17 protein-coding genes are annotated in these 19838 nt (G+C 40.4%); 6 read left to right on the top strand and 11 right to left on the bottom strand.

The genetic code is table 11. The features are described 5' to 3' along the window. Window positions 1–11: 11 nt before the first annotated feature. Genes FYJ75_RS10125 through FYJ75_RS10115 form a run of 3 tightly spaced genes read right to left on the bottom strand, consistent with a single transcriptional unit; the run spans window position 12 to window position 1971 of the window. Entirely contained in the window at window positions 12–623 is a 612-nt protein-coding gene (locus FYJ75_RS10125) for a hypothetical protein (protein ID WP_154430333.1), read from the bottom strand. A gap of 10 nt (window positions 624–633) precedes the next feature. After that, the gene (locus FYJ75_RS10120) at window positions 634–1542 is read right to left on the bottom strand and encodes an ATP-binding cassette domain-containing protein (RefSeq protein WP_154430331.1); all 909 of its coding nucleotides are present in this window, start codon (window positions 1540–1542) and stop codon (window positions 634–636) included. 54 nt (window positions 1543–1596) lie between these two features. Then, complete coding sequence (locus tag FYJ75_RS10115) at window positions 1597–1971, bottom strand: GntR family transcriptional regulator (protein ID WP_154430329.1); 375 nt, start codon at window positions 1969–1971, stop codon at window positions 1597–1599. A 206-nt stretch (window positions 1972–2177) separates the two neighbouring features. Here FYJ75_RS10115 and FYJ75_RS10110 point away from each other — a divergent pair, with 206 nt between their 5' ends. From FYJ75_RS10110 to FYJ75_RS10085, 6 genes are all read left to right on the top strand, one after another. Continuing rightward, window positions 2178–2717, top strand: a complete 540-nt coding sequence (locus FYJ75_RS10110) for a helix-turn-helix domain-containing protein (RefSeq protein ID WP_154430328.1) — start codon at window positions 2178–2180, stop codon at window positions 2715–2717. Between the two features lie 36 nt (window positions 2718–2753). After that, entirely contained in the window at window positions 2754–3827 is a 1074-nt protein-coding gene (locus FYJ75_RS10105; RefSeq protein WP_154430327.1) for an ABC transporter ATP-binding protein, read from the top strand. Further along, entirely contained in the window at window positions 3820–4644 is an 825-nt protein-coding gene (locus FYJ75_RS10100) for an ABC transporter permease (protein WP_154430326.1), read from the top strand. The genes FYJ75_RS10105 and FYJ75_RS10100 overlap by 8 nt, the downstream gene beginning before the upstream one ends. Further along, a complete protein-coding gene (locus tag FYJ75_RS10095) occupies window positions 4638–5432 on the top strand; it encodes an ABC transporter permease (RefSeq protein ID WP_154430325.1) in 795 nt (264 codons plus the stop codon). Before FYJ75_RS10100 ends, FYJ75_RS10095 begins: the two co-directional genes overlap by 7 nt. Beyond that, window positions 5429–6505 (top strand): ABC transporter substrate-binding protein, encoded by a 1077-nt coding sequence (locus tag FYJ75_RS10090; RefSeq protein ID WP_154430324.1) that lies wholly within the window; start codon window positions 5429–5431, stop codon window positions 6503–6505. Before FYJ75_RS10095 ends, FYJ75_RS10090 begins: the two co-directional genes overlap by 4 nt. Before the next feature lie 160 nt (window positions 6506–6665). Further along, entirely contained in the window at window positions 6666–7544 is an 879-nt protein-coding gene (locus tag FYJ75_RS10085) for a DUF5688 family protein (protein ID WP_154430323.1), read from the top strand. Between the two features lie 37 nt (window positions 7545–7581). Here the strand turns inward: FYJ75_RS10085 and glgA are convergent, their stop codons facing one another. The 8 genes from glgA to FYJ75_RS10045 form a co-directional block, all read right to left on the bottom strand. Continuing rightward, window positions 7582–9030 (bottom strand): glycogen synthase GlgA, encoded by a 1449-nt coding sequence (glgA, locus tag FYJ75_RS10080; protein WP_154430322.1) that lies wholly within the window; start codon window positions 9028–9030, stop codon window positions 7582–7584. An 83-nt stretch (window positions 9031–9113) separates the two neighbouring features. Then, window positions 9114–9911, bottom strand: coding sequence for a sporulation transcription factor Spo0A (gene spo0A / locus FYJ75_RS10075; protein ID WP_154430321.1), 798 nt, complete (start codon window positions 9909–9911; stop codon window positions 9114–9116). A gap of 103 nt (window positions 9912–10014) precedes the next feature. Further along, a complete protein-coding gene (locus FYJ75_RS10070; RefSeq protein WP_154430320.1) occupies window positions 10015–11790 on the bottom strand; it encodes a hypothetical protein in 1776 nt (591 codons plus the stop codon). 96 nt (window positions 11791–11886) lie between these two features. Further along, window positions 11887–13740 (bottom strand): ABC transporter ATP-binding protein, encoded by a 1854-nt coding sequence (locus tag FYJ75_RS10065; RefSeq protein ID WP_154430319.1) that lies wholly within the window; start codon window positions 13738–13740, stop codon window positions 11887–11889. Then, window positions 13740–15959 carry an ABC transporter ATP-binding protein gene (locus FYJ75_RS10060; protein ID WP_154430318.1) on the bottom strand — a complete coding sequence of 740 codons (2220 nt, stop codon included), beginning with the start codon at window positions 15957–15959 and terminating at the stop codon, window positions 13740–13742. The genes FYJ75_RS10065 and FYJ75_RS10060 overlap by 1 nt, the downstream gene beginning before the upstream one ends. A gap of 169 nt (window positions 15960–16128) precedes the next feature. Continuing rightward, entirely contained in the window at window positions 16129–17799 is a 1671-nt protein-coding gene (locus FYJ75_RS10055; protein WP_154430317.1) for a GGDEF domain-containing protein, read from the bottom strand. A 188-nt stretch (window positions 17800–17987) separates the two neighbouring features. After that, window positions 17988–18335, bottom strand: coding sequence for a P-II family nitrogen regulator (locus FYJ75_RS10050; RefSeq protein ID WP_154430316.1), 348 nt, complete (start codon window positions 18333–18335; stop codon window positions 17988–17990). Between the two features lie 21 nt (window positions 18336–18356). Continuing rightward, window positions 18357–19601 (bottom strand): ammonium transporter, encoded by a 1245-nt coding sequence (locus FYJ75_RS10045; RefSeq protein WP_154430315.1) that lies wholly within the window; start codon window positions 19599–19601, stop codon window positions 18357–18359. Between the last annotated feature and the right edge of the window lie 237 nt (window positions 19602–19838).

Below are 19838 nucleotides of genomic sequence, written 5' to 3'. Positions count from 1 at the left end.
CACACTCCTTTTTACTTATCTATATATGATCTGCGGATCACACAGGCCATATGATAATAGGTCATTGCGATCACCGCCATCAAGCCAATTCCCAAAACAACTGCTAGAACTATATTTCCATACAAATAAAGTATCACCGCAAAAGCCATATAAATGCCAACAAGCACTATTGTACATGTATAGACCAGCTGCGCCATGTCAATGTATCTCATAATATTCACAGAGGCGATCGAAATAACGGAAGCCAGAGCAGCCTGTTCAAACACAATCCATGCATTCCCACCCCAACAAATGTATGGCCATCCGACGACAAACGCATATACCGCAATTCTGACCGGTCTTAAAAAAAGATCCACAATGATCGCATCTTCAAAGTATTTCATGCCATGGTATCCGTTTTTCAGAAAATCCATACCAAGCTGATTCTTTTTACATATACTTCCAAACCCAAAATAATCTTCTGCAACTTCTGCTGTCATAAATACTCCGACCATAAAAAGAGCCGTCAGATATCCAAAATACTTCCATAAAACAAGTGTTATGATCATGATTCCAAGTGGAATCACAAGATTCGTAATAATCCGGTAATTCCGATTGGTCAGGGTTCTGTATTTTTGAAACATATTTTTCCTCCTATCTCATTACGATTCTGGTGTTCTTCTTCATGACCGCCACACAGATCTGAGACAACGTTGGTATTTCCTTTGTGACCTTCATCCCTGCAAGTTTTTCAAGATTTTCTGAAAGACATACGCCCTCAAATCCATATGGATTTGAGGAAATTGTATAAAGAATTTTGCCTGCTGCCTCGGTATCCGTAGCATCCCCTTTTATTACGATATATTTTTCTTTCAGATCTTCCACAAAACCCTGCTCAACAATTGAACCATTTTCCATAATAATGGCATAATCTGTAATATTTTCCATGTCTGATATATTATGAGTTGAAAAAAATACACTTTTTTCTCCATTTCCATTTTGAATATATTCACTGATCAGCTGACAAAGCTTATCACGCATCAGCGGATCAAGTGGTGACGCCGGCTCATCCAGAATCAGAAGATCCGTATCTCTTGCTAAAACTCCCGCAAGCATAAGTTTGGTTTTCATACCATCGGAAAACGAACTGTTTGGCTTTTTCATGTCGATTCTACCATTGGCAAAAATTGCCAGTTCATCGCAGTATCGGTGGAATTTTTCCTCCGAAAAGCTTTCAAACATCAATTTACTGATATTCTCAATATCTTTTACCGTCCACTGCGGAAGATAATATTTTCCTGTTCCGGTGTAACCGATTCTGTTTTTTACAGTTCCGTTATCCTCTTTCTCCTCATCGGAATACTGTCCGAAGAAAGTCAGGTCTCCTTTATAATCAAGCCGGATTCCTGCAAGGATGTTAAGAAGTGTTGTCTTTCCGGCGCCATTCTCTCCGATCAGTGCTGTTGCAAATCCCTTCGGGATCTTAAGATTATCAATATCGAGAAAAAATCCTTTCATTTTTTTCGTTATGTGCCGTCCTTCAATTGCATATGATATATTCATTCATAAACCTCCTGTCAACTTCAAATTCTATTTGATAATTTACGCAATCTGCTCTTACTGTTCATCCATCTCAAGCAATGCCGCAAGCATTTCTTTTAATTCTTCTCCGGAAAGTCCTGCTATTTTTGCTGCTGCGATTGCGCTGGTAAGTGAATCTTCCACTTTCCTTAAGTGCTGTTCTTTGATCATTTCACTGTCCTGCGCATTCACATAAAAACCTTTGCCCTGAGCCGCAGTTACAAGTCCTTCCTCAGCCAGCTGCTCATACGCTTTCATCGTTGTAATAACGCTGATCTTTAAATCCTTTGCCAATCCTCGTATCGACGGAAGAAATTCTCCCTGTTCGTACTTACCGGCAAGAATGTCCGTCCGAAAGCTGTCCGCGATCTGTTGATAGATCGGCACTCCGGAATTCTGCTTCAATTGCATATTACTGCCTCCTGGTTCATTTGCTACTGTTTATGTGTTATATATACACCATATACAGTCATTTGTCAATATCTGATTTTAATTTCATTTAAATATTGACTTTCTCACATTTTTCTATAGAATAATCTTTGGTATATGTTTAGGAATTGTAAACAAAAAGTCCACTTTTACAATTACAAATAAATATCGAGGAGGAACGTTTTGAAATGGATATTGGGAAACGCATAAAAGAGCTTCGAATCCACTACGGTCTGACCCAGCAGGAACTCGCTGACCGTCTTGAGATTACCAAGGGATTCATCTCTCAGTTAGAACGCAACCAGAATTCTCCATCCGTCAGTACACTCTTAGATATCATTCAATGTCTCGGAGTTACTCCTGCAGAGTTTTTTACAGATGAAGAACCGGAACAGATAGTGTTTAAAAACAACGATTATTTTGAGAAAAAAGATGACGAACATTCCAGCCAGATTGAGTGGCTCATTCCAAATGCACAGAAAAATGCTATGGAACCCGTACGTCTCACACTTCATGCCGGTGGACAGTCTGAAGTATATCTTCCCCATGAGGGTGAGGACTTTGGCTATGTCCTAAAGGGGTCTGTACGCATCAGCTATGGAAGCCGGACCTACTCTGTCCGAAGTGGGGAATCCTTTTATTTTAAAGCCGGGAAACGTCATTTTATCGAAAATCCCACTTCACGGGATGCGGTATTAATCTGGGTTACAACCCCACCTAATTTTTAGTCAGAAAACTATGATTTACACAAAAAGGAGTTAACAATGAAGAAAGATTTAATTAATTTTATCGATATTTCCAAATCTTATGGAAGCAACATGATACTCGATGAATTCAATCTCACAGTTCGTGAAAATGAATTTGTCACCCTGCTTGGTCCATCCGGCTGTGGTAAAACAACCACACTTCGAATGCTTGGAGGCTTCGAGACTCCGGATACCGGAAAAATTCTTTTTGACGGTGAAGATATTACTTATCTCCCGGCAAATGAACGCAAATTAAATACCGTATTTCAGAAATATTCTTTATTCCCGCACATGTCAATTGCGGATAACATTGCATTCGGTCTGAAAATCAGTAAAAAAAGCAAGGCTTACATTAACGATAAAATCAAATACGCTTTAAAACTCGTAAACCTGGATGGCTATGAAAATCGTTCCATCGACTCTTTAAGCGGTGGACAGCAACAGCGAATTGCCATCGCTCGTGCAATTGTAAATGAACCAAAGGTTCTTCTTTTGGATGAACCGCTTGGTGCACTTGACTTAAAACTGCGTCAGAGCATGCAGTATGAACTGATCCGCTTAAAAGAAGAGCTTGGAATCACTTTTTTATATGTAACACACGATCAGGAAGAAGCCCTTACCATGTCCGACTCCATCGTCGTAATGAACCAGGGATACATCCAGCAGATCGGAAGTCCTGAAGAAATTTATAACGAGCCGGAAAATGCTTTCGTTGCAGACTTTATCGGACACAGCAATATTATTGATGGTACAATGATAAAAGACGAACTTGTCGAAATTCTCGGAGTAAAAATACCATGTGTGGATCGGGGATTTGGTGAAAACAAACCGGTCGATGTTGTTATTCGCCCGGAAGATGTGGAACTCGTTGACCCTTCTGAGGGATATCTCGAAGGCGATGTTGTATCTCTTATCTTTAAGGGAGTCCATTATGAACTCGAAGTACTTGCGAATGGATACGAATGGCTGGTACACACAACCAAACTTGTCCCGGTAGGAACCCATGTCGGAATTAAGGTGATCCCTTTTAATATCCAGATCATGCATAAACCGGAGTCTTCCGATGAAAAGGCGGTGGAAATTGATGAATAACCTGAAAAAACAGTTACTGGCAGGTCCATATCTCATCTGGATCATAGGATTTATCGTACTTCCTATGATCATGATTATGATCTATGCCTTTACGAACGCAGATGGTGCGTTTTCTCTGGAATACCTGTCGGCGATCACAACGACAACCAATCTGAATGCAATTGCTCTGTCATTAAAACTTGGATTTTTAGCGACCTTGATCTGCCTGGTGCTCTCCTATCCGCTTGCCATGATACTGAGCAGCTTTAACTTTAAACATCAGAACTTTGTTGTATTTATTTTTATGCTTCCGATGTGGATGAACTTTCTGCTCCGCATTATGGCATGGAAACTTCTGCTTTCCAAAAATGGTGTTTTTAACTCGGTTCTGCACACATTGGGACTGGGCTCATTTAATATATTATATTCACCAACTGCCGTTATCCTTGGAATGGTATATGATTATCTTCCATTTATGCTTCTTCCGATCTACAACTCTATGGTCCGGATTCGCAAAGATATCATTGAAGCTGCTCAGGATCTCGGTGCGAACAATATTACCGTGTTTTTCAAAATTATCGTGCCTCTCACGTTATCCGGCGTTGTAAGCGGAATCGTTATGGTATTTGTTCCTGCGCTTACATCCTTTGCGGTATCCGATATTCTCGGTGGCGGCAAGGTTCTTCTTGTCGGAAACGTTATTGAGCAGGACTTCATGCAGGGCATGCAGTGGAATGCCGGAAGTGCACTGTCCTTTGTACTGATGATCTTTGTATTTATCAGCATGGCACTTGTGAATCAATTCGATAAAGACGGGGAGGGAACTGCAAAATGGTAAAAAAGAGTTTATCACGCATCTATATGGCACTTATTTTTATTTTCCTTTATTTACCGATTGTTGTATTGATCTTTTTGTCATTTAACAACTCTAAATCAAAGGTAGCCTGGGGCGGATTCACATTCAAATGGTATATAAACTGTTTCCAGAGTGAGACGATCATGTCCGCTTTTATCACAACGATCCAGATTACCCTTGCTGCTGCGGTCATCTCAACGATTCTTGGGACAATGGCAGCGATCGGAATCAGTGCAATGCGAAGAAAAAGCCGTACGATCTTTCTCGGTGCAACCAATATTCCTTTATTAAATGCAGATATCGTAACCGGAATTTCCATGATGTTACTGTTTGTAAAATTTATAGATCTTGGATTTATAACCGTACTGATCGCGCACATTACATTTAACATTCCTTATGTCATCTTAAACGTTCTTCCAAAGATGAAGGAGGCAAACCGGTACACCTATGAAGCAGCTCTCGATCTTGGAGCGACACCTTTCTATGCCTTTTATAAAGTAACCTGGCCGGAGATCAAACCTGGTGTTTTCTCGGGATTCATCATGGCGATCACCATGTCCTTAGACGATTTCAGTATTACGTATTTTACCAAAGGCGCTGGTGTTAACACCCTGTCTACTATGCTTTATACAGAGCTTCGTAAGGGAATCAATCCGGAACTGTATGCGCTCTCTACCATTTTATTTGCCGCAGTCTTTCTTCTTCTCCTTGTGATGAATTTTGGTGTTGGCAAAGGAAAAAAAGATCAAAAGGGAGGGAAACTCGCATGAAAAAACGCATCATATCGGTCATGCTGATTGCAGCGATGACCTTTTCTCTCTTCAGTGCATGTGGGAAACAGGAAAATGAAAATGCATCCTCTTCCAGGGAAACCATAACTGTACTGAATTATGGAAAATATCTTGACGAAGATGCATTGCGCACTTTTGAAGAAGAAACAGGAATCACCGTAAAATACGAAGAATACGAAAGCCCTGAGGAAATGTACACCAAATACAAATCCGGTTCCATTGATTATGATGTTATCTGTACTTCCGAATATATGATTGAACGACTGATTCAGGAGAATGAGGTCAACGAAATCAATTTTTCTGCTTTCCAGAATTACGACAACGTAGATCCGACCATTATCGATTTTTGCGGTTCCTTCGATCCGGAGCACAAATATACACTTCCATATTTCTACGGAACTGTTGGTATTCTCTATAACAAAACTATGGTAGATGAATCTGAGGTACAATCCTGGGATGTTTTATGGGATAAGAAATATAAAAATGAAATTATTCAGGAGAATTCGGTCCGCGATGCATTTATGCCGGCATTATCCAAACTCGGCTATTCGATCAATACGACAGATCCTTCCGAACTCCGGGAGGCTTTGGATCTTCTAATCGAACAGAAACCTCTGGTCTATGCTTACATGGTAGATGAAACCGGTGATGAAATGATTGCCGGAAATGCTGCACTTGCGGTACTCTATTCCGGTGAAGCTGCCTATGCAATGGACTTCAATGACGATCTGGCATATTCTGTTCCGAAAGAAGGATCCAATATCTGGATTGACGCATGGTTCATTCCAAAAAGCTGCACAAACCAGAGTGGTGCACAGAAATTTTTAGATTTCCTCTGCCGTGATGATATTGCAATGTTAAACTTTGACTATGTTTACTACACCTCTCCAATGCTCTCTGTTTTGCAGGATCAGGATGAAGATGTACGAAATGACGAAGTCATTAATCCAAGCAAAGAAACGCTGGAACGCTGCGAAGTATACAAAGCCTTAAGTGAAAAGGATTCTACTTATTACAGCAATCTCTGGCAGGAATTAAAATCTACACAATAAAAGAATTGAAAAAATATTCAATTCATGATACATTTAATCCATAGGATTTCTTTTTAAAGATTTCCTGTGGATTCTTTTTTCAGCTGACTGATTGCAGCTGCTTGTTCCCGCACATTTCGTGCAATAATCCCGGAAAATATTCCTGATGATAAGGAGAATTATGAATTATCAGGATTTTTTATCGACCATTATAACCAAACTCAAAGAACATTTTGACGACACTGTCTCTCTGGAACTCCAGACTGTAACCAAAAATAACGGAACTCTTCTGGATGCTCTTATCATTATGAATCCGGACATTAACATCTCACCTACAATTTTTCTGAATCCTTATTACCACCGCTATCTTTCCGGAATAACCATGGAAGACATTTGCGACGATATCTTAAAAACCTACGAAGCACACCGCCCTTCTGAAAGCATTGACATTACATTCTTTACCGACTTTGAGCAGGTAAAAGAACGGATTATCTTTAAACTGGTCAGTTACGAAAAGAATAAGGAGCTTCTGGAAAAAGTGCCGTATTTCCGTTTTCTGGACTTTGCGATCATCTTCAACTGTCTTTTAAATGCCGACAGTGAGGATTATGCCACAATTCTGATCTACAATTCACATTTAAACTACTGGGGAGTCACAGCAAATACACTCTTTTCTTATGCCAAACATAATACTCCGCTTCTCCTTCCTTATCAGCTCAATAATATGGCGGATTTATTAAAGGATATGCTCCCGGATGATGCGGATTCCGAAGCACTCCAGCCGATGTATATTTTATCCAACAGCGGAAAGGTGAACGGTGCCACCTGCATTTTGTATGATGGACTCCTGTCTCAGATTGCAGAGCGTCTGAAGAGTGATTTTATTCTTCTTCCAAGCAGTATCCATGAGGTAATCCTTGTTCCGGTCGATCAGTGTGAAGAGCTTTGTGCCTTCAGTTCTATGGTTACCGAAGTAAATGAAACACAACTTACCGATGAAGAGATTCTCTCGGATCATGCATATTATTATGAACGTTCCAAAGGCGTGCTTGCCATGTAAAAAGAACCGGCGCTTGAGACCAGGCGCCGGTTTCTTTCTATGATTCACATAATGAATCGTATATTTTTTCATATTGTTCCGCGGATGTATTCCAGGAAAAGTCGGATTCCATATCTCTTTTCATAATATCATTCCATTCGCTCTTTCTGTTCTGGAAAATATCGAATGCATACTTTATAACTGCAAGCATTTCATGTGCATTATAATTTGCAAATGAAAAACCAGTTCCTGTATGTTCATACTCATTATATGCTTCCACCGTATCTTTCAGTCCGCCTGTTTCTCTTACAATCGGAACTGTTGCATACCGCATGGCCATCATCTGGCTGAGTCCACATGGTTCAAACATAGATGGCATCAAAAAGGCATCACAGGACGCATAAATACGATGCGCACGTTCTTCTGAATATCCAATATGTGCACAGAGTTTATCCGGATATTTGTTCTGGAAAAACCGGAACATATCCTGATAACGGTCTTCTCCGGTTCCAAGAACAACAATCTGTACGTTTAATGTACTTAAGATCTCATCCATCATATAGGAAACCAGATCAAAGCCCTTCTGATCCGTCATTCTTGAAACCATACCGATCAATAAAACGTCCGGATCAGCCGGAAGCCCCATCTCTTTTTGCAAAGCCTCTTTATTGGCCTTTTTGCCGGAAAGCATCTGCTTCTCATTAAATTTCTTTGCAATATACGGGTCTGTTTCCGGGTTATACTCCTGATAATCAATGCCATTGACAATTCCATATAAAGAATCACGTCTTGCATACATCAGACCGCCAAGCCCTTCTCCACCTTCTGCAGTTGTAATATCATGTGCATAAGTAGGGCTCACGGTTGTAACCACATCAGAATATACAATTCCGCCCTTCAGATAATTTGCTTCTCCATAAGCTTCCAGCTCCCGGTCATTAAAGATCTGCTCCGGAAGACCTGTAATATCCATAACCGCTTTTAACTGCCAGCGTCCCTGGAATTTCATATTATGGATGGAGTAAACCGTTCTGATTCCGGCATAATAATTATCATCTCCAAACTGCGTTTTCAAAAAGACAGGAACAAGACCTGTCTGCCAGTCATGACAATGAATAATGTCCGGTGCAAAATCAATATAAGGCAACGCCTGAAGAACTGCTTTTGAAAAATATGCAAACTTCTCTACATCCTCATAAATATTATTATATGGCTGCGCCCCGGCAAAATAATATTCATTGTCTACAAAATAATAATGAATTCCCTTATATTCGGTCTCAAAAATTCCCGCATACTGTTTACGCCAGTTCAAATGTACATAAAAATGACAGACGAAGCGCAACTGCCGCGCAATCTCCGGATCCATGCACGCATATTTTGGCAGAATAATCCGGACATCATACTTCTCTTTGTCATAATATCTTGGGAGTGAACCTACAACGTCTGCAAGTCCACCTGTTTTCATATATGGTATTGCTTCTGATGCAACAAATAGTACATTATACATAAAATCCCCTCCAAAATTACCATATTTCTATAAAAATATTATAGCTTTTTCTCCAATCCTTGGAAAGGTTTTATCCATAATTTTTACTTTAATTTCATCTGCAGACGGATACGGTCTGTGATCAGGGCGATAAACTCTGAATTGGTCGGCTTTCCTTTTCCATTACTGATCGTATATCCAAACAATTCATCAATCGTATCCATTTTGCCCCTGCTCCACGCAACTTCAATCGCATGCCGGATTGCACGCTCGACTCTGCTTGGTGTGGTATCAAATTTCTTTGCAATTCCAGGATACAGTATTTTGGTAATGGAATTCAGCATATCCATGTCATTTACAGACATAATAATTGCCTCTCTCAGATATTGATATCCCTTAATGTGTGCCGGAACACCGATTTCATGGATAATCTCCGTTACTTTTGCCTCCAGACTTTGTCTTGAGACTTCCTCAACCTTCTCATATGCAGATATTTTGCGGCTTTCCGGATGAACACCTTTTCTTTCATTCCGAAGCATTTTTATACGGTTAATCACGGTATCATTATCAAAAGGCTTCATAATATAGTAATCCGCACCACGTTCAAACGCATCTTCTGTAATACGCTCCTGTCCAATTGCGCTGATCATAACAAAAGACGGATGTTTCTGAATTGTGTGATCATTCTTTACTTTATCAAGGACGCCAAGTCCGTCGAGTTTTGGCATTACAATATCCAGCAAAACAACATCCGGTTGTTTGTCCTTTATCATATGATACGCTTCTTCACCATCTTTTGCAGTTCCCACAACCTGCAGCTCTTCATCGCTTGATACAATGTCTCCCAAGAGACGCAGCATTCTTTCGTTATCATCTGCAATCGCAACGTTTACCTTTTCCATGTTCCGTTATAAGCCTCCTGTTACTTTTTATGAGTCATATCAAAATATAGCTAAACACAGTTGTGGGAATTTGTCAAAATTTGTCATCAGTGTCCTGGATTCGTCAATCCTCTGCATTTTTCTGTTCGAATGTAAATTCACCATCCGAAACAGTTCCGGACACTTTGTCACCAACCGAGACAAACAGCATCTGTTCATTGTCTGCAAATCGTGCTTTATATACCGTACCATCTGATGTTCCAAGATAAACATAGGTATCCCCATCTACATCTGCATACTGCATTGCAGAAATTTCAAATGTGACAGCAGTTTTCTCTTCTTTCTCCGTATTTTCTTCTTCTCCATCTGATTCTTCCGAATCGGAATTTGCCTGGTCGATCAGCGCCTGATCCGGATGAAGTCCAAGTTCCTCGATATAATCTGTCATACAGTCAGCTTTATGGGATGCAACCACAACTTTTCCATAGTCTTTTACATTGACCATATAATACATCTTTACAAGTCCGTTGGAGTCTTTCAGTACACCAATATAAGTCAGTTCGTTATCAATGTTGATCAGTGTCGGGAATGATGCCTCATACGAATACTGCTGGACTTCTCCTTCTGCCGCTTTCATCGCAGACTGTTCATTTGCACCGGATACTGCAAAATAACGATATTCTCCTGTTCTTTCATTTACCATAATAAACCCGAGATTGGAACTGTCCTTTGCCATCGATGTAATTCCGGTATAGATATAAATATCGCCATCTTTCGCAATGTAGCCATAGTCAGTCGTATTACTGTCATCGTCGTCATCATCATCATCCGAACTCTCTAACGTAGTTGTCTGCATACATCCGGTGTTTGCTCCCAGAAATGTTCCGTTCCAGAAACCGTTTTTATTTTTGTATGCGACATTATAAAGTGAGCAGATCAGATCTCCATCCACTACATCGTCTACCCAGCCAGGGGTCTCATCCAGATTATAGTACTGGCTTTCCCCGGTAACCGGGTCTGTCAGGATTGATCCGGTTACAACCTCACCGCCAAATAACCCAATCGTCTTTTTATACACGGCGGAAACGTAATAAGGTTTTCCATCTTCGTCGATCTCAAAATGGGTATTCCCATAGATCAAAGTTGGAAACTGATAATGCAGATGACGGTTTAAGTCTTTTCCAAAATATGCACTCGGCACATACTGCATTCCTTCCGGAAGTTCCACATAATCGGCTGTCATCGTTGTTGGCGATACGGTTACATATCCAGTCACTCCGGAATCTTTGTTTTTGATCCACTTAAAAAATCCTGCATATTCCAAAGGTGCAATTTTGACTGCATCATTCTTTACATTCAGCTGAATATAATTATCGCAGACATTAAATGCCGAGAAATTTTTGATTGCTCCGATCTCTCTGTCACCAAGCTGCGTTGCAGAAGCCGTATCCATAAGTGCAATGCTTTCCGCATCCTTTTCCGATAAGATCGTATCCGATGATTCAACCTCCTGCACCTGAATCAGATTCGCATATGCCGAAGACTGAAAGATCTGAGCTCCGCTCAATGCTCCAATGACCATTACCACGATAACACCCAAAATGATCAGAATGGAAGCTCCGCCGATCTCCTCTTTCTTTTCCTTTGTTTTTTCATCCGTTGCCGTTACAAACGCAAGCATGACTCCATTTATGGATGCATATATAATAAGTGCTGCCAAAACCTTGATCCAGCATGCTGCTGAATGGATATTCCACGGCGTTGGAAGCAGGTAATCTAACACTAGCACGATGATCGTACTGATTAAAAGTCCTGTGAGGATTGCAGATCCCATGGCGATTGGTTTCTGTGCCATGTTCTTTCCTTTTTGAAAATTCTTTTCCCTTTTCTTTTCTTTCATAGATGTCGCTCCTTTCCTTACAGATTAACTTTAGCATAAAAAAACAGGAAACTGCAATCGTTTGAGATTACAGTTTCCTTAATCAAATCTTAATTCTTATACAGCCTCTTCGAACTGGGAATTATACAGATCCGCATAAAATCCGTTTCTTGCAAGAAGTTCTTCATGTGTTCCCTGCTCCACAATATCTCCATCTTTCATAACAAGAATCAGATCTGCATTACGTATTGTCGATAAACGGTGAGCAATAATAAAGCTGGTTCTTCCTTCCATAAGATTATCCATTGCTTTTTGAATACGCACTTCTGTTCTCGTATCTACAGAAGATGTTGCTTCGTCTAAGATCATGATCTTATTATCTGCGAGAATGGCACGGGCAATCGTAAGGAGCTGTTTCTGTCCCTGGGAAACATTACTTGCGTCCTCATTCAGTTCCATCTGATATCCACCCGGAAGTGTCTGGATAAAGTGATGTGCATGTGCTGCTTTTGCAGCTTCGATCACCTCTTCATCCGTTGCATCGAGTCTTCCATACCGGATATTTTCCATGATGGTTCCCTTAAACAGCCAGGTATCCTGAAGTACCATACCAAATGCTTCCCTCAGCTCATGTCTGTCATAATTTCGGATGTCATGACCATCCACAAGGATTCTTCCCTCATTGACATCATAAAAACGCATCAGAAGTTTTACCATTGTTGTTTTTCCTGCTCCGGTCGGTCCAACAATTGCAATCTTCTGTCCCGGTTTTACCTTTGCACTGAAGTCCTTGATAATGATCTGATCTGGATTATATCCGAAATGTACATGATCAAATTCCACTTCTCCGCGAATCTTTGAAACATCGATGTCTTCTTTGGCCTGGAAATCTTCTTCTTCCTCTTCTAAGAATGCAAATACACGCTCAGAAGCCGCCGTCATTGACTGAAGCTGGTTGGCAACCTGTGCAATCTGCTGTATTGGCTGTGTAAAGCTCTTTACATACTGAATAAATGCCTGAATATCACCGATCGTAATAACATTACGGATTGCAAGGATTCCACCGGAGATTGCGACACCGGCATAACCAAGATTTCCAACAAATGTCATAATCGGCATCATCATTCCGGACAAAAACTGCGATTTCCATGCAGAATCATAAAGTACCTTGTTTGTATCCTTAAATTCACGGATTGTCTCCTCCTGCTTATTGTAAGCCTGGATAACGAGATGTCCGCCATATACTTCCTCAACCTGACCATTGATATGTCCAAGGTATTCCTGCTGCTGGCGGAAATACTTCTGAGAATGCTTAATTACAAAAGAGATCAATGCAACAGAGATTGGAAGAATCACAAGTGCGATCAATGTCATAAGCGGTGAAATCGAGAGCATCATAACAAGAACACCGATCATTGTTGCAGTTGATGTAATAATCTGGGTGATACTCTGGTTTAAACTCTGTCCAAGTGTATCCACATCATTGGTAATTCTTGAAAGTACTTCACCATATGTTCTGCTTTCAAAATATTTCATAGGCATGCGATTGATCTTCTGTGAAATTTCTTTTCGCATGCGGTAACAGGTCTTCTGGGTAATCGCTGTCATGATCCAGCCCTGTACAAAACTGAATACTGCACTGGCCACATACAGGCTTAATGTAATTAACAGAATCTTTCCAATATAAGAAAAGTCGATTCCACCGGTTCCTGTGATCTTTGACATAAGACCATCTGCAAGTGCTGTGGTTGCCTTTCCCATAACCTTAGGTCCTAAGACAGAAAATACCGTAGACACAGCAGCAAAGATCATTACAACAATAATCGCCGCCCAGTAATTTCCCATATAGCGGATAAGTTTTCCCATTGAACCTTTGAAGTCCTTAGGTTTTTCTCCCGGCATCATTCCGCGGCCCATACCACGTTTCATTCCGCCTCCGGATCTTTGAAAGCTTTTATTTTGCTCTGCCATTACGCTTCCTCCTTTCCGTCAGCCAGCCCAAGTTCTTTATCAGAAAGCTGGGATCTTGCAATCTGGTTATAAACATCACAGTTCTTTAACAATTCCTCATGAGTGCCTTTGCCAACGATTTTTCCGTCATCAAGCACCAGAATCTGGTCTGCATGAAGAATTGTACTGATTCTCTGAGCGACAATAATTACCGTCGCATCTTTCGTCTTTTCTTCTAACGCTTTTCGAAGTTTCGCATCCGTTTTCATATCCAGAGCGGAGAAACTGTCATCAAAAACGAAAATCTTTGGATTCTTTACAATTGCACGCGCAATCGACAAACGCTGCTTCTGTCCTCCGGATACGTTACTTCCGTTCTGTGCGATCGAGCTCTCAAATCTGTCTGTTTTCTCATTGATAAATTCAGATGCCTGTGCAATCTCTGCCGCTGTTTCAAGCTGCTCTTCTGTTGCATCTTCATCTCCAAATCTCAGGTTCGATGCGATCGTACCTGAAAAAAGAATCCCCTTCTGTGGTACAAAACCGATCTGATCTCTAAGCTCCGTAAGTGAATATGCCCTGATATCTGTTCCATCCAGTGTGATCGTTCCGGATTCAATATCATAAAAACGTGGAATCAGATTTACAAGTGTCGATTTTCCGCATCCGGTGCTTCCGATAATTGCAGTTGTTTTTCCAGGTTCTGCTGTAAAATCAATGTCACTTAACACATCTTCATCAGCTCCAGGATACTTGAAATTAACATGTTCAAATCTGACCACACCTTTGCAATCATTCATTTTCTGTGGTTTTTCCGGATCTCTAATCGTAGTCTTTGTTGTAACAACTTCATGAATTCTGTCTGCTGCAACGCCGGCACGCGGTAACATGATTGACATCATAGTCAGCATCAGAAATGCCATAACAATCTGCATTGCATAAGTAATAAATGCTGTCATAGCACCAACCTGCATATACCCGGCATCAATACGTTTCGAAGCAACCCACACAATCAATAATGTAATACAATACATGATCATCATCATACCTGGCATCATAAAAGTCATAACACGGTTTGTAAATAACTGTGTTTTTGTCAGGTTACGGTTGGCCTCATCAAAACGTTCTTCCTCTTTCTTCTCACGTCCAAACGCACGGATAACGCTAAGTCCGGTAAGTATCTCTCTCGATACCAGATTTAACCGGTCAACAAGTGTCTGCATCATCTTAAATTTCGGCATAGCGACTGAAACAAGCACCGATACCAGTCCAACGATAAGCAGAACCGCAAGTACGATCACCCATCCCATACCAGCACCGGTCTGGATGACTTTAATGACTCCTCCAATACCGATAATCGGGGCATACAGAACCATTCTAAGGAATACTGCTGTCACCATCTGGATCTGCTGTACATCATTGGTACTTCTTGTGATCAGGGATGCCGTCGAAAATTTATCCATCTCAGTATTTGAATACTGAACAACGTTTTCAAATGTCTGTTCCCTAAGATCACGTCCAATGCCTGCTCCAACACGGGAAGCAAAATATCCAACCGCAATTGTTGCCGCCGCCATAACCAATGCAACCGCAAGCATTTTTGCTCCTGTACTCCACATGTATTTCATCTGTACGGCTTCCACATCGACATCTGCATTCTTATCACAGGCGATTGCATAAGCAACCCCCATTGACTTCATAGTAGTGCTTCCCACTGTGTCAATCTTATCCTGCAGCTGATCCCGCATCTCAAGCAGCTGGTCATCTGTGATCTGTCCAGACGTAAAAAGCTGGATCAGAGCATCTTTATCCATAGATGCAAGATCCATCTGTTGTCCCATGCCTTCCTGATCAGATTCTGTATTTTCATCCTCTGAGGAATCAACCATGGAATTTTGTACCTGATAACTCATTACGACCGGAAGCAGAAGGTCTTCGTCAAGCTGCTCCAGATCCTCTTTTTCTGCAACACAGGTATACTTTTCTCCATCCTTTTCATATGCATCTGCAAACTGCTTCTTTTCATCTGCTGTCATAAATAACTGCATCATCTCATAATCTTCCGATGTAATTTTTTCTGGAAGAATATGTACAACACCGCTATTCTGGATACCAACATCAATGATGTCCGATGTATACTGTGGCAATGACAGATCACAAAATGCCTGCACTACAAGAAATGCCAGTATCACCAGTATCCAGCGCCAATATGGCAGCATATTCTGAAATATTCTTTTCATATGCTTTTCATTCTCCTATTCTTCTTAAACTATATAATAAAATTATTTACTATACATTAAGTACATATGCTATCACCGATACAAAAGAAATACAATTAACAAATTATTAAATTTTTCTAATTTTAGAATAATTTCCCTGTGAATAGCAAAATAACCAGCAAAATGCTGGTTATCTCGTCAGTTTATATTTTTGTTTGTATTCATACATTTTATGATCAGCAGCTTCATATACTTTCCATACCGAAAGTGTCTTATCATTTTCATTCGATGCATAGCCAAATGCGAATGAAATCTGCTTATCTTCTGCTGATTTCTGATTCCGTTCTGTGACAACTTTTTTCAGATTCTGAATCTTTGCCTCCAGTTCCTCCTCTATCTCATAGTCAAGAATCACAATAAATTCGTCGCCTCCCATACGACCAACGCATGCCGGCTGTGGAAATGCTTCTTTTAATATCTCAGCGAAATCGATCAGAAGTTCATCTCCCTTTGCATGTCCGTAGGTGTCATTTACATGCTTAAAATAATTCAGATCAATATTAATGATTGAAACCGGTTTATGTGAATTCTGATATTCCTGCATGATCTTTTCACACCATGCACGGTTCTTCAGATCCGTCAAAGCATCCCGATATGCCATTTCATATAACTTTTCCCGTTCGATATCTTCAACAGCTCTCTGCATCATAATAACACAGAACGCCTCTAACATCAGCAGAATAAACATTAATGTTCCAATCGGAACAAAACTCTGTGTCAGCTGATATTCCGGAATACAGATTTTATTGTACCGGTATCTGACAAGTTCCAGTATGACCGCTGTAACAAAGAATACAATCCCAAGCAGTACGCTCCGCTCTGCTTTCAGATGAAGACGACGCACCATGACAATCAGTTCTACGATCACTGGTATGATTGCTGCAAATACACTTAACTGAAAAATAAACCCAGTCTTGCAGTAATGGATAATGTTGCTTTCATTCAGATATCCCAATACCAGAAGCAGAAATACAAAAAACAGAGCTTCACAATGCAGCCATCTTTTCTGCGCTGGTTTTTTCATAAATTCAGCAATAAACATCACAAGAAAAATTGCAGCCAGATACATGGAAACATATTCAATTCTGACATTGACCGTAAAACAATTGGAAATCACTTCGATCAATCTGCTGTTATAAATCATCCAGCATGCAATTGTCAATGAAAATAGTCCGATATACAAAAGCAAGTGAAACCTTTTGTCCCCGCCCGCAATGATTCCGGTTGATACCAGAAGCAGCAGACCAAGTATCATCAAAAATACCGCAATTGCAATGGTTGTAATATTATTCAGTACCAACCAGCGGATCCCATACGTTGAATCTACCAGCATAATACTGTTAACTGAAGAAAAAGAATTCTTTTCACCAGTAAGCAGCCTAATCTCTATCTCTTTCCCTTCATACCCCTCCGGAAGAGATGCCCATATATAACCACTTCCAAGAATATCATTCTTCGAATACGCTTCCATGCCTTTCTCAAAAATCATATTATGATCTATCGAAATCTGTACCGCACAATACCGGATCAACATTCTTAAAGAGGTCTGACTATAATATTCTTCTGGAAGAATTCTTTTCAGGATTACCTCTGTTCCACGCTTCGTCGCCGGCATATGGAATTCCGATAAGCGGACATCATCGTATTGTGTTCCATCTATGCTGATCTGCCAGGAATCATCCAGATTCACTTCTCTTTTCGCCGAAATGCGATTAATATGTAGTTGCAGTAATACTCCAATTCCAAACAGAATCAGAAAAAATAACACCATCTTTACGACGATATGTCTGTTTTTCTCCATAAATCCACCGTTTCTTTTTCATAAATATTATTCGGCTTTCATAACACGAAGTTCACGCATGATGTATTATATCATAGGAGTCTTTTCTTGACAATTGCCAGCCCATTTGCATGCTTCAATGAAAAAAAGAATGCCTCAGACATTTTTCTGTGCCATTCTTTTCCTTCTTTCCTATATACAATGTTAGCTTAATTTAATGCGTCGTATCCGCTTTCTTTCGTTCTGATTTTCAACGCAGTGCGTATCTCATAGCTGAAGATTTTCCCATCTCCAACTTCACCGGTAAATGCCGCTTTCTGGATCGCATCAATGGTCTTTTTCTCCCATTCTTCTGATGAAACAACAATTTCGAACTTGATCTTTGGCTGCATCACAACATCTACTTCTGTACCTCGTACAAGTTTTTTGTAGCCTCGCTGTGCAGCATAACCCATAACCTGAGAAACTGTAATTCCATTCACATCAATTGCATTCAATGCCTCTTTTACATCCTCAAAAACTTCTTCTCTGACAATAGCTTCCACCTTAATCATCATATGGTCAATTCTCCTTTTCCTTTATGAATCCAGTCCGTTAAATGTTGGATATGCACTTTCACCATGCTCGGAAACATCCAGTCCGACTTTTTCTTCCTTTTCCTCAACGCGAAGCGGTGTAAAGATTCTTACAATTCCCAGACAGATCAATGTTCCACCTACTGCAACTGCAATCGTAATCAGAATTCCTGCGATCTGTGCAACAAACAGCTTATAATCTCCGTATAAAAGACCATTCCATTTTGCGACATCATTGATCGATCTGTTTGCAAATATTCCTGTTGAAATGCCGCCCCATACGCCTCCGATTCCATGACATCCAAATGCATCTAACGCGTCATCGATCATTAATTTCTTTTTAAGCAAGGAAATCGTAAAACAGCAAATCGGACTGACCAGTCCACCGATCAGGATCGCGGACCAGATTGGAACAAATCCTGCCCCCGGTGTAATGGCAACAAGTCCTACAACCAGACCTGTACACGCACCGACTAATGTCGGTTTTCCGTCCTTTATTACATCTATAATCATCCAGGAAAGCATTGCGCAGGCACTTGCAAATGCTGTTGTTAAAAATGCATGTGCAGCCAGTCCATTTGCTCCTAACGCACTTCCTGCATTAAAGCCAAACCAGCCGAACCATAAAATAAATGCCCCAAGTGCAACAAATGGAATGTTGTGCACACGATATGCAGTATTTTCATATCCTCTTCTTCTGCCAAGAACAATGGAAAATACCAATGCGCTCACTCCGGAACTGATATGTACCACATTTCCTCCTGCGAAATCAACGGAACCGATTTCCGCAAGGAAACCGCCCTGTCCCCATACCATGTGAGCCATCGGATAATAAACGATGATCGACCAGAATAACACAAACAGAAATAATGCTTTGAATTTTACCCTTCCGACAAGTGAACCGGTAATAAGCGCCGGAGTAATCATTGCAAACATCATCTGAAATGCGACAAATACAAGATGCGGAATCGTTTGTGCATATGGTCCTGCTTCATTCATATCAATTCCATTCAAACCAATCCATCGAAAATCTCCGATGATTCCACCATGATTTCCTCCAAAGGACAGGGAATATCCAAGCAAAATCCACATCACTACAGATAGTCCCATAATCGCGGTACATGACATCATCGTATTCACGACATTCTTTCTTCTTACCAGTCCGCCATAAAAAAAGGCTAATCCCGGTGTCATAAAAAAAACAAATGCTGTACAAATCAGCATAAAACCTGTATCACCTGTGCTCATTTTCATTTCCTCCTAAATAATCTGCATAAACAAAAAAGGCGCCAAAAGAATATTGCTATTCTTTTGACACCTTTGTCGAATCTGATATTAGCAGATTTCGATTGTTCATGCAATAGTTATTTAAGAAAATTATGATATTTCTATAATAAAATAAAATTTATCGACATTTTTCCCTTATTTTCTTAATTCGTCTCATTTTCCCAGTTGCAGAATTTTATAAATGCGCTATACTATGCA

The organism is Roseburia porci, from assembly GCF_009695765.1.
GTDB lineage: Bacteria > Bacillota > Clostridia > Lachnospirales > Lachnospiraceae > Roseburia > Roseburia porci.
The sequence above is the reverse complement of the archived record's forward strand: the minus strand, read 5'-3'. Positions and strand labels throughout refer to the sequence as shown.

Coding starts and splice junctions, on each gene's coding strand:
- FYJ75_RS10105 (WP_154430327.1), top strand. CDS start 2,754: ATGAAGAAAGATTTAATTAATTTTATCGATATTTCCAAATCTTATGGA.
- FYJ75_RS10115 (WP_154430329.1), bottom strand. CDS start 1,971: ATGCAATTGAAGCAGAATTCCGGAGTGCCGATCTATCAACAGATCGCG.
- FYJ75_RS10055 (WP_154430317.1), bottom strand. CDS start 17,799: ATGGAGAAAAACAGACATATCGTCGTAAAGATGGTGTTATTTTTTCTG.
- FYJ75_RS10085 (WP_154430323.1), top strand. CDS start 6,666: ATGAATTATCAGGATTTTTTATCGACCATTATAACCAAACTCAAAGAA.
- FYJ75_RS10100 (WP_154430326.1), top strand. CDS start 3,820: ATGAATAACCTGAAAAAACAGTTACTGGCAGGTCCATATCTCATCTGG.
- FYJ75_RS10065 (WP_154430319.1), bottom strand. CDS start 13,740: ATGGCAGAGCAAAATAAAAGCTTTCAAAGATCCGGAGGCGGAATGAAA.
- FYJ75_RS10070 (WP_154430320.1), bottom strand. CDS start 11,790: ATGAAAGAAAAGAAAAGGGAAAAGAATTTTCAAAAAGGAAAGAACATG.
- glgA (WP_154430322.1), bottom strand. CDS start 9,030: ATGTATAATGTACTATTTGTTGCATCAGAAGCAATACCATATATGAAA.
- spo0A (WP_154430321.1), bottom strand. CDS start 9,911: ATGGAAAAGGTAAACGTTGCGATTGCAGATGATAACGAAAGAATGCTG.
- FYJ75_RS10095 (WP_154430325.1), top strand. CDS start 4,638: ATGGTAAAAAAGAGTTTATCACGCATCTATATGGCACTTATTTTTATT.
- FYJ75_RS10120 (WP_154430331.1), bottom strand. CDS start 1,542: ATGAATATATCATATGCAATTGAAGGACGGCACATAACGAAAAAAATG.
- FYJ75_RS10050 (WP_154430316.1), bottom strand. CDS start 18,335: ATGATGATTAAGGTGGAAGCTATTGTCAGAGAAGAAGTTTTTGAGGAT.
- FYJ75_RS10060 (WP_154430318.1), bottom strand. CDS start 15,959: ATGAAAAGAATATTTCAGAATATGCTGCCATATTGGCGCTGGATACTG.
- FYJ75_RS10045 (WP_154430315.1), bottom strand. CDS start 19,601: ATGAGCACAGGTGATACAGGTTTTATGCTGATTTGTACAGCATTTGTT.
- FYJ75_RS10090 (WP_154430324.1), top strand. CDS start 5,429: ATGAAAAAACGCATCATATCGGTCATGCTGATTGCAGCGATGACCTTT.
- FYJ75_RS10125 (WP_154430333.1), bottom strand. CDS start 623: ATGTTTCAAAAATACAGAACCCTGACCAATCGGAATTACCGGATTATT.
- FYJ75_RS10110 (WP_154430328.1), top strand. CDS start 2,178: ATGGATATTGGGAAACGCATAAAAGAGCTTCGAATCCACTACGGTCTG.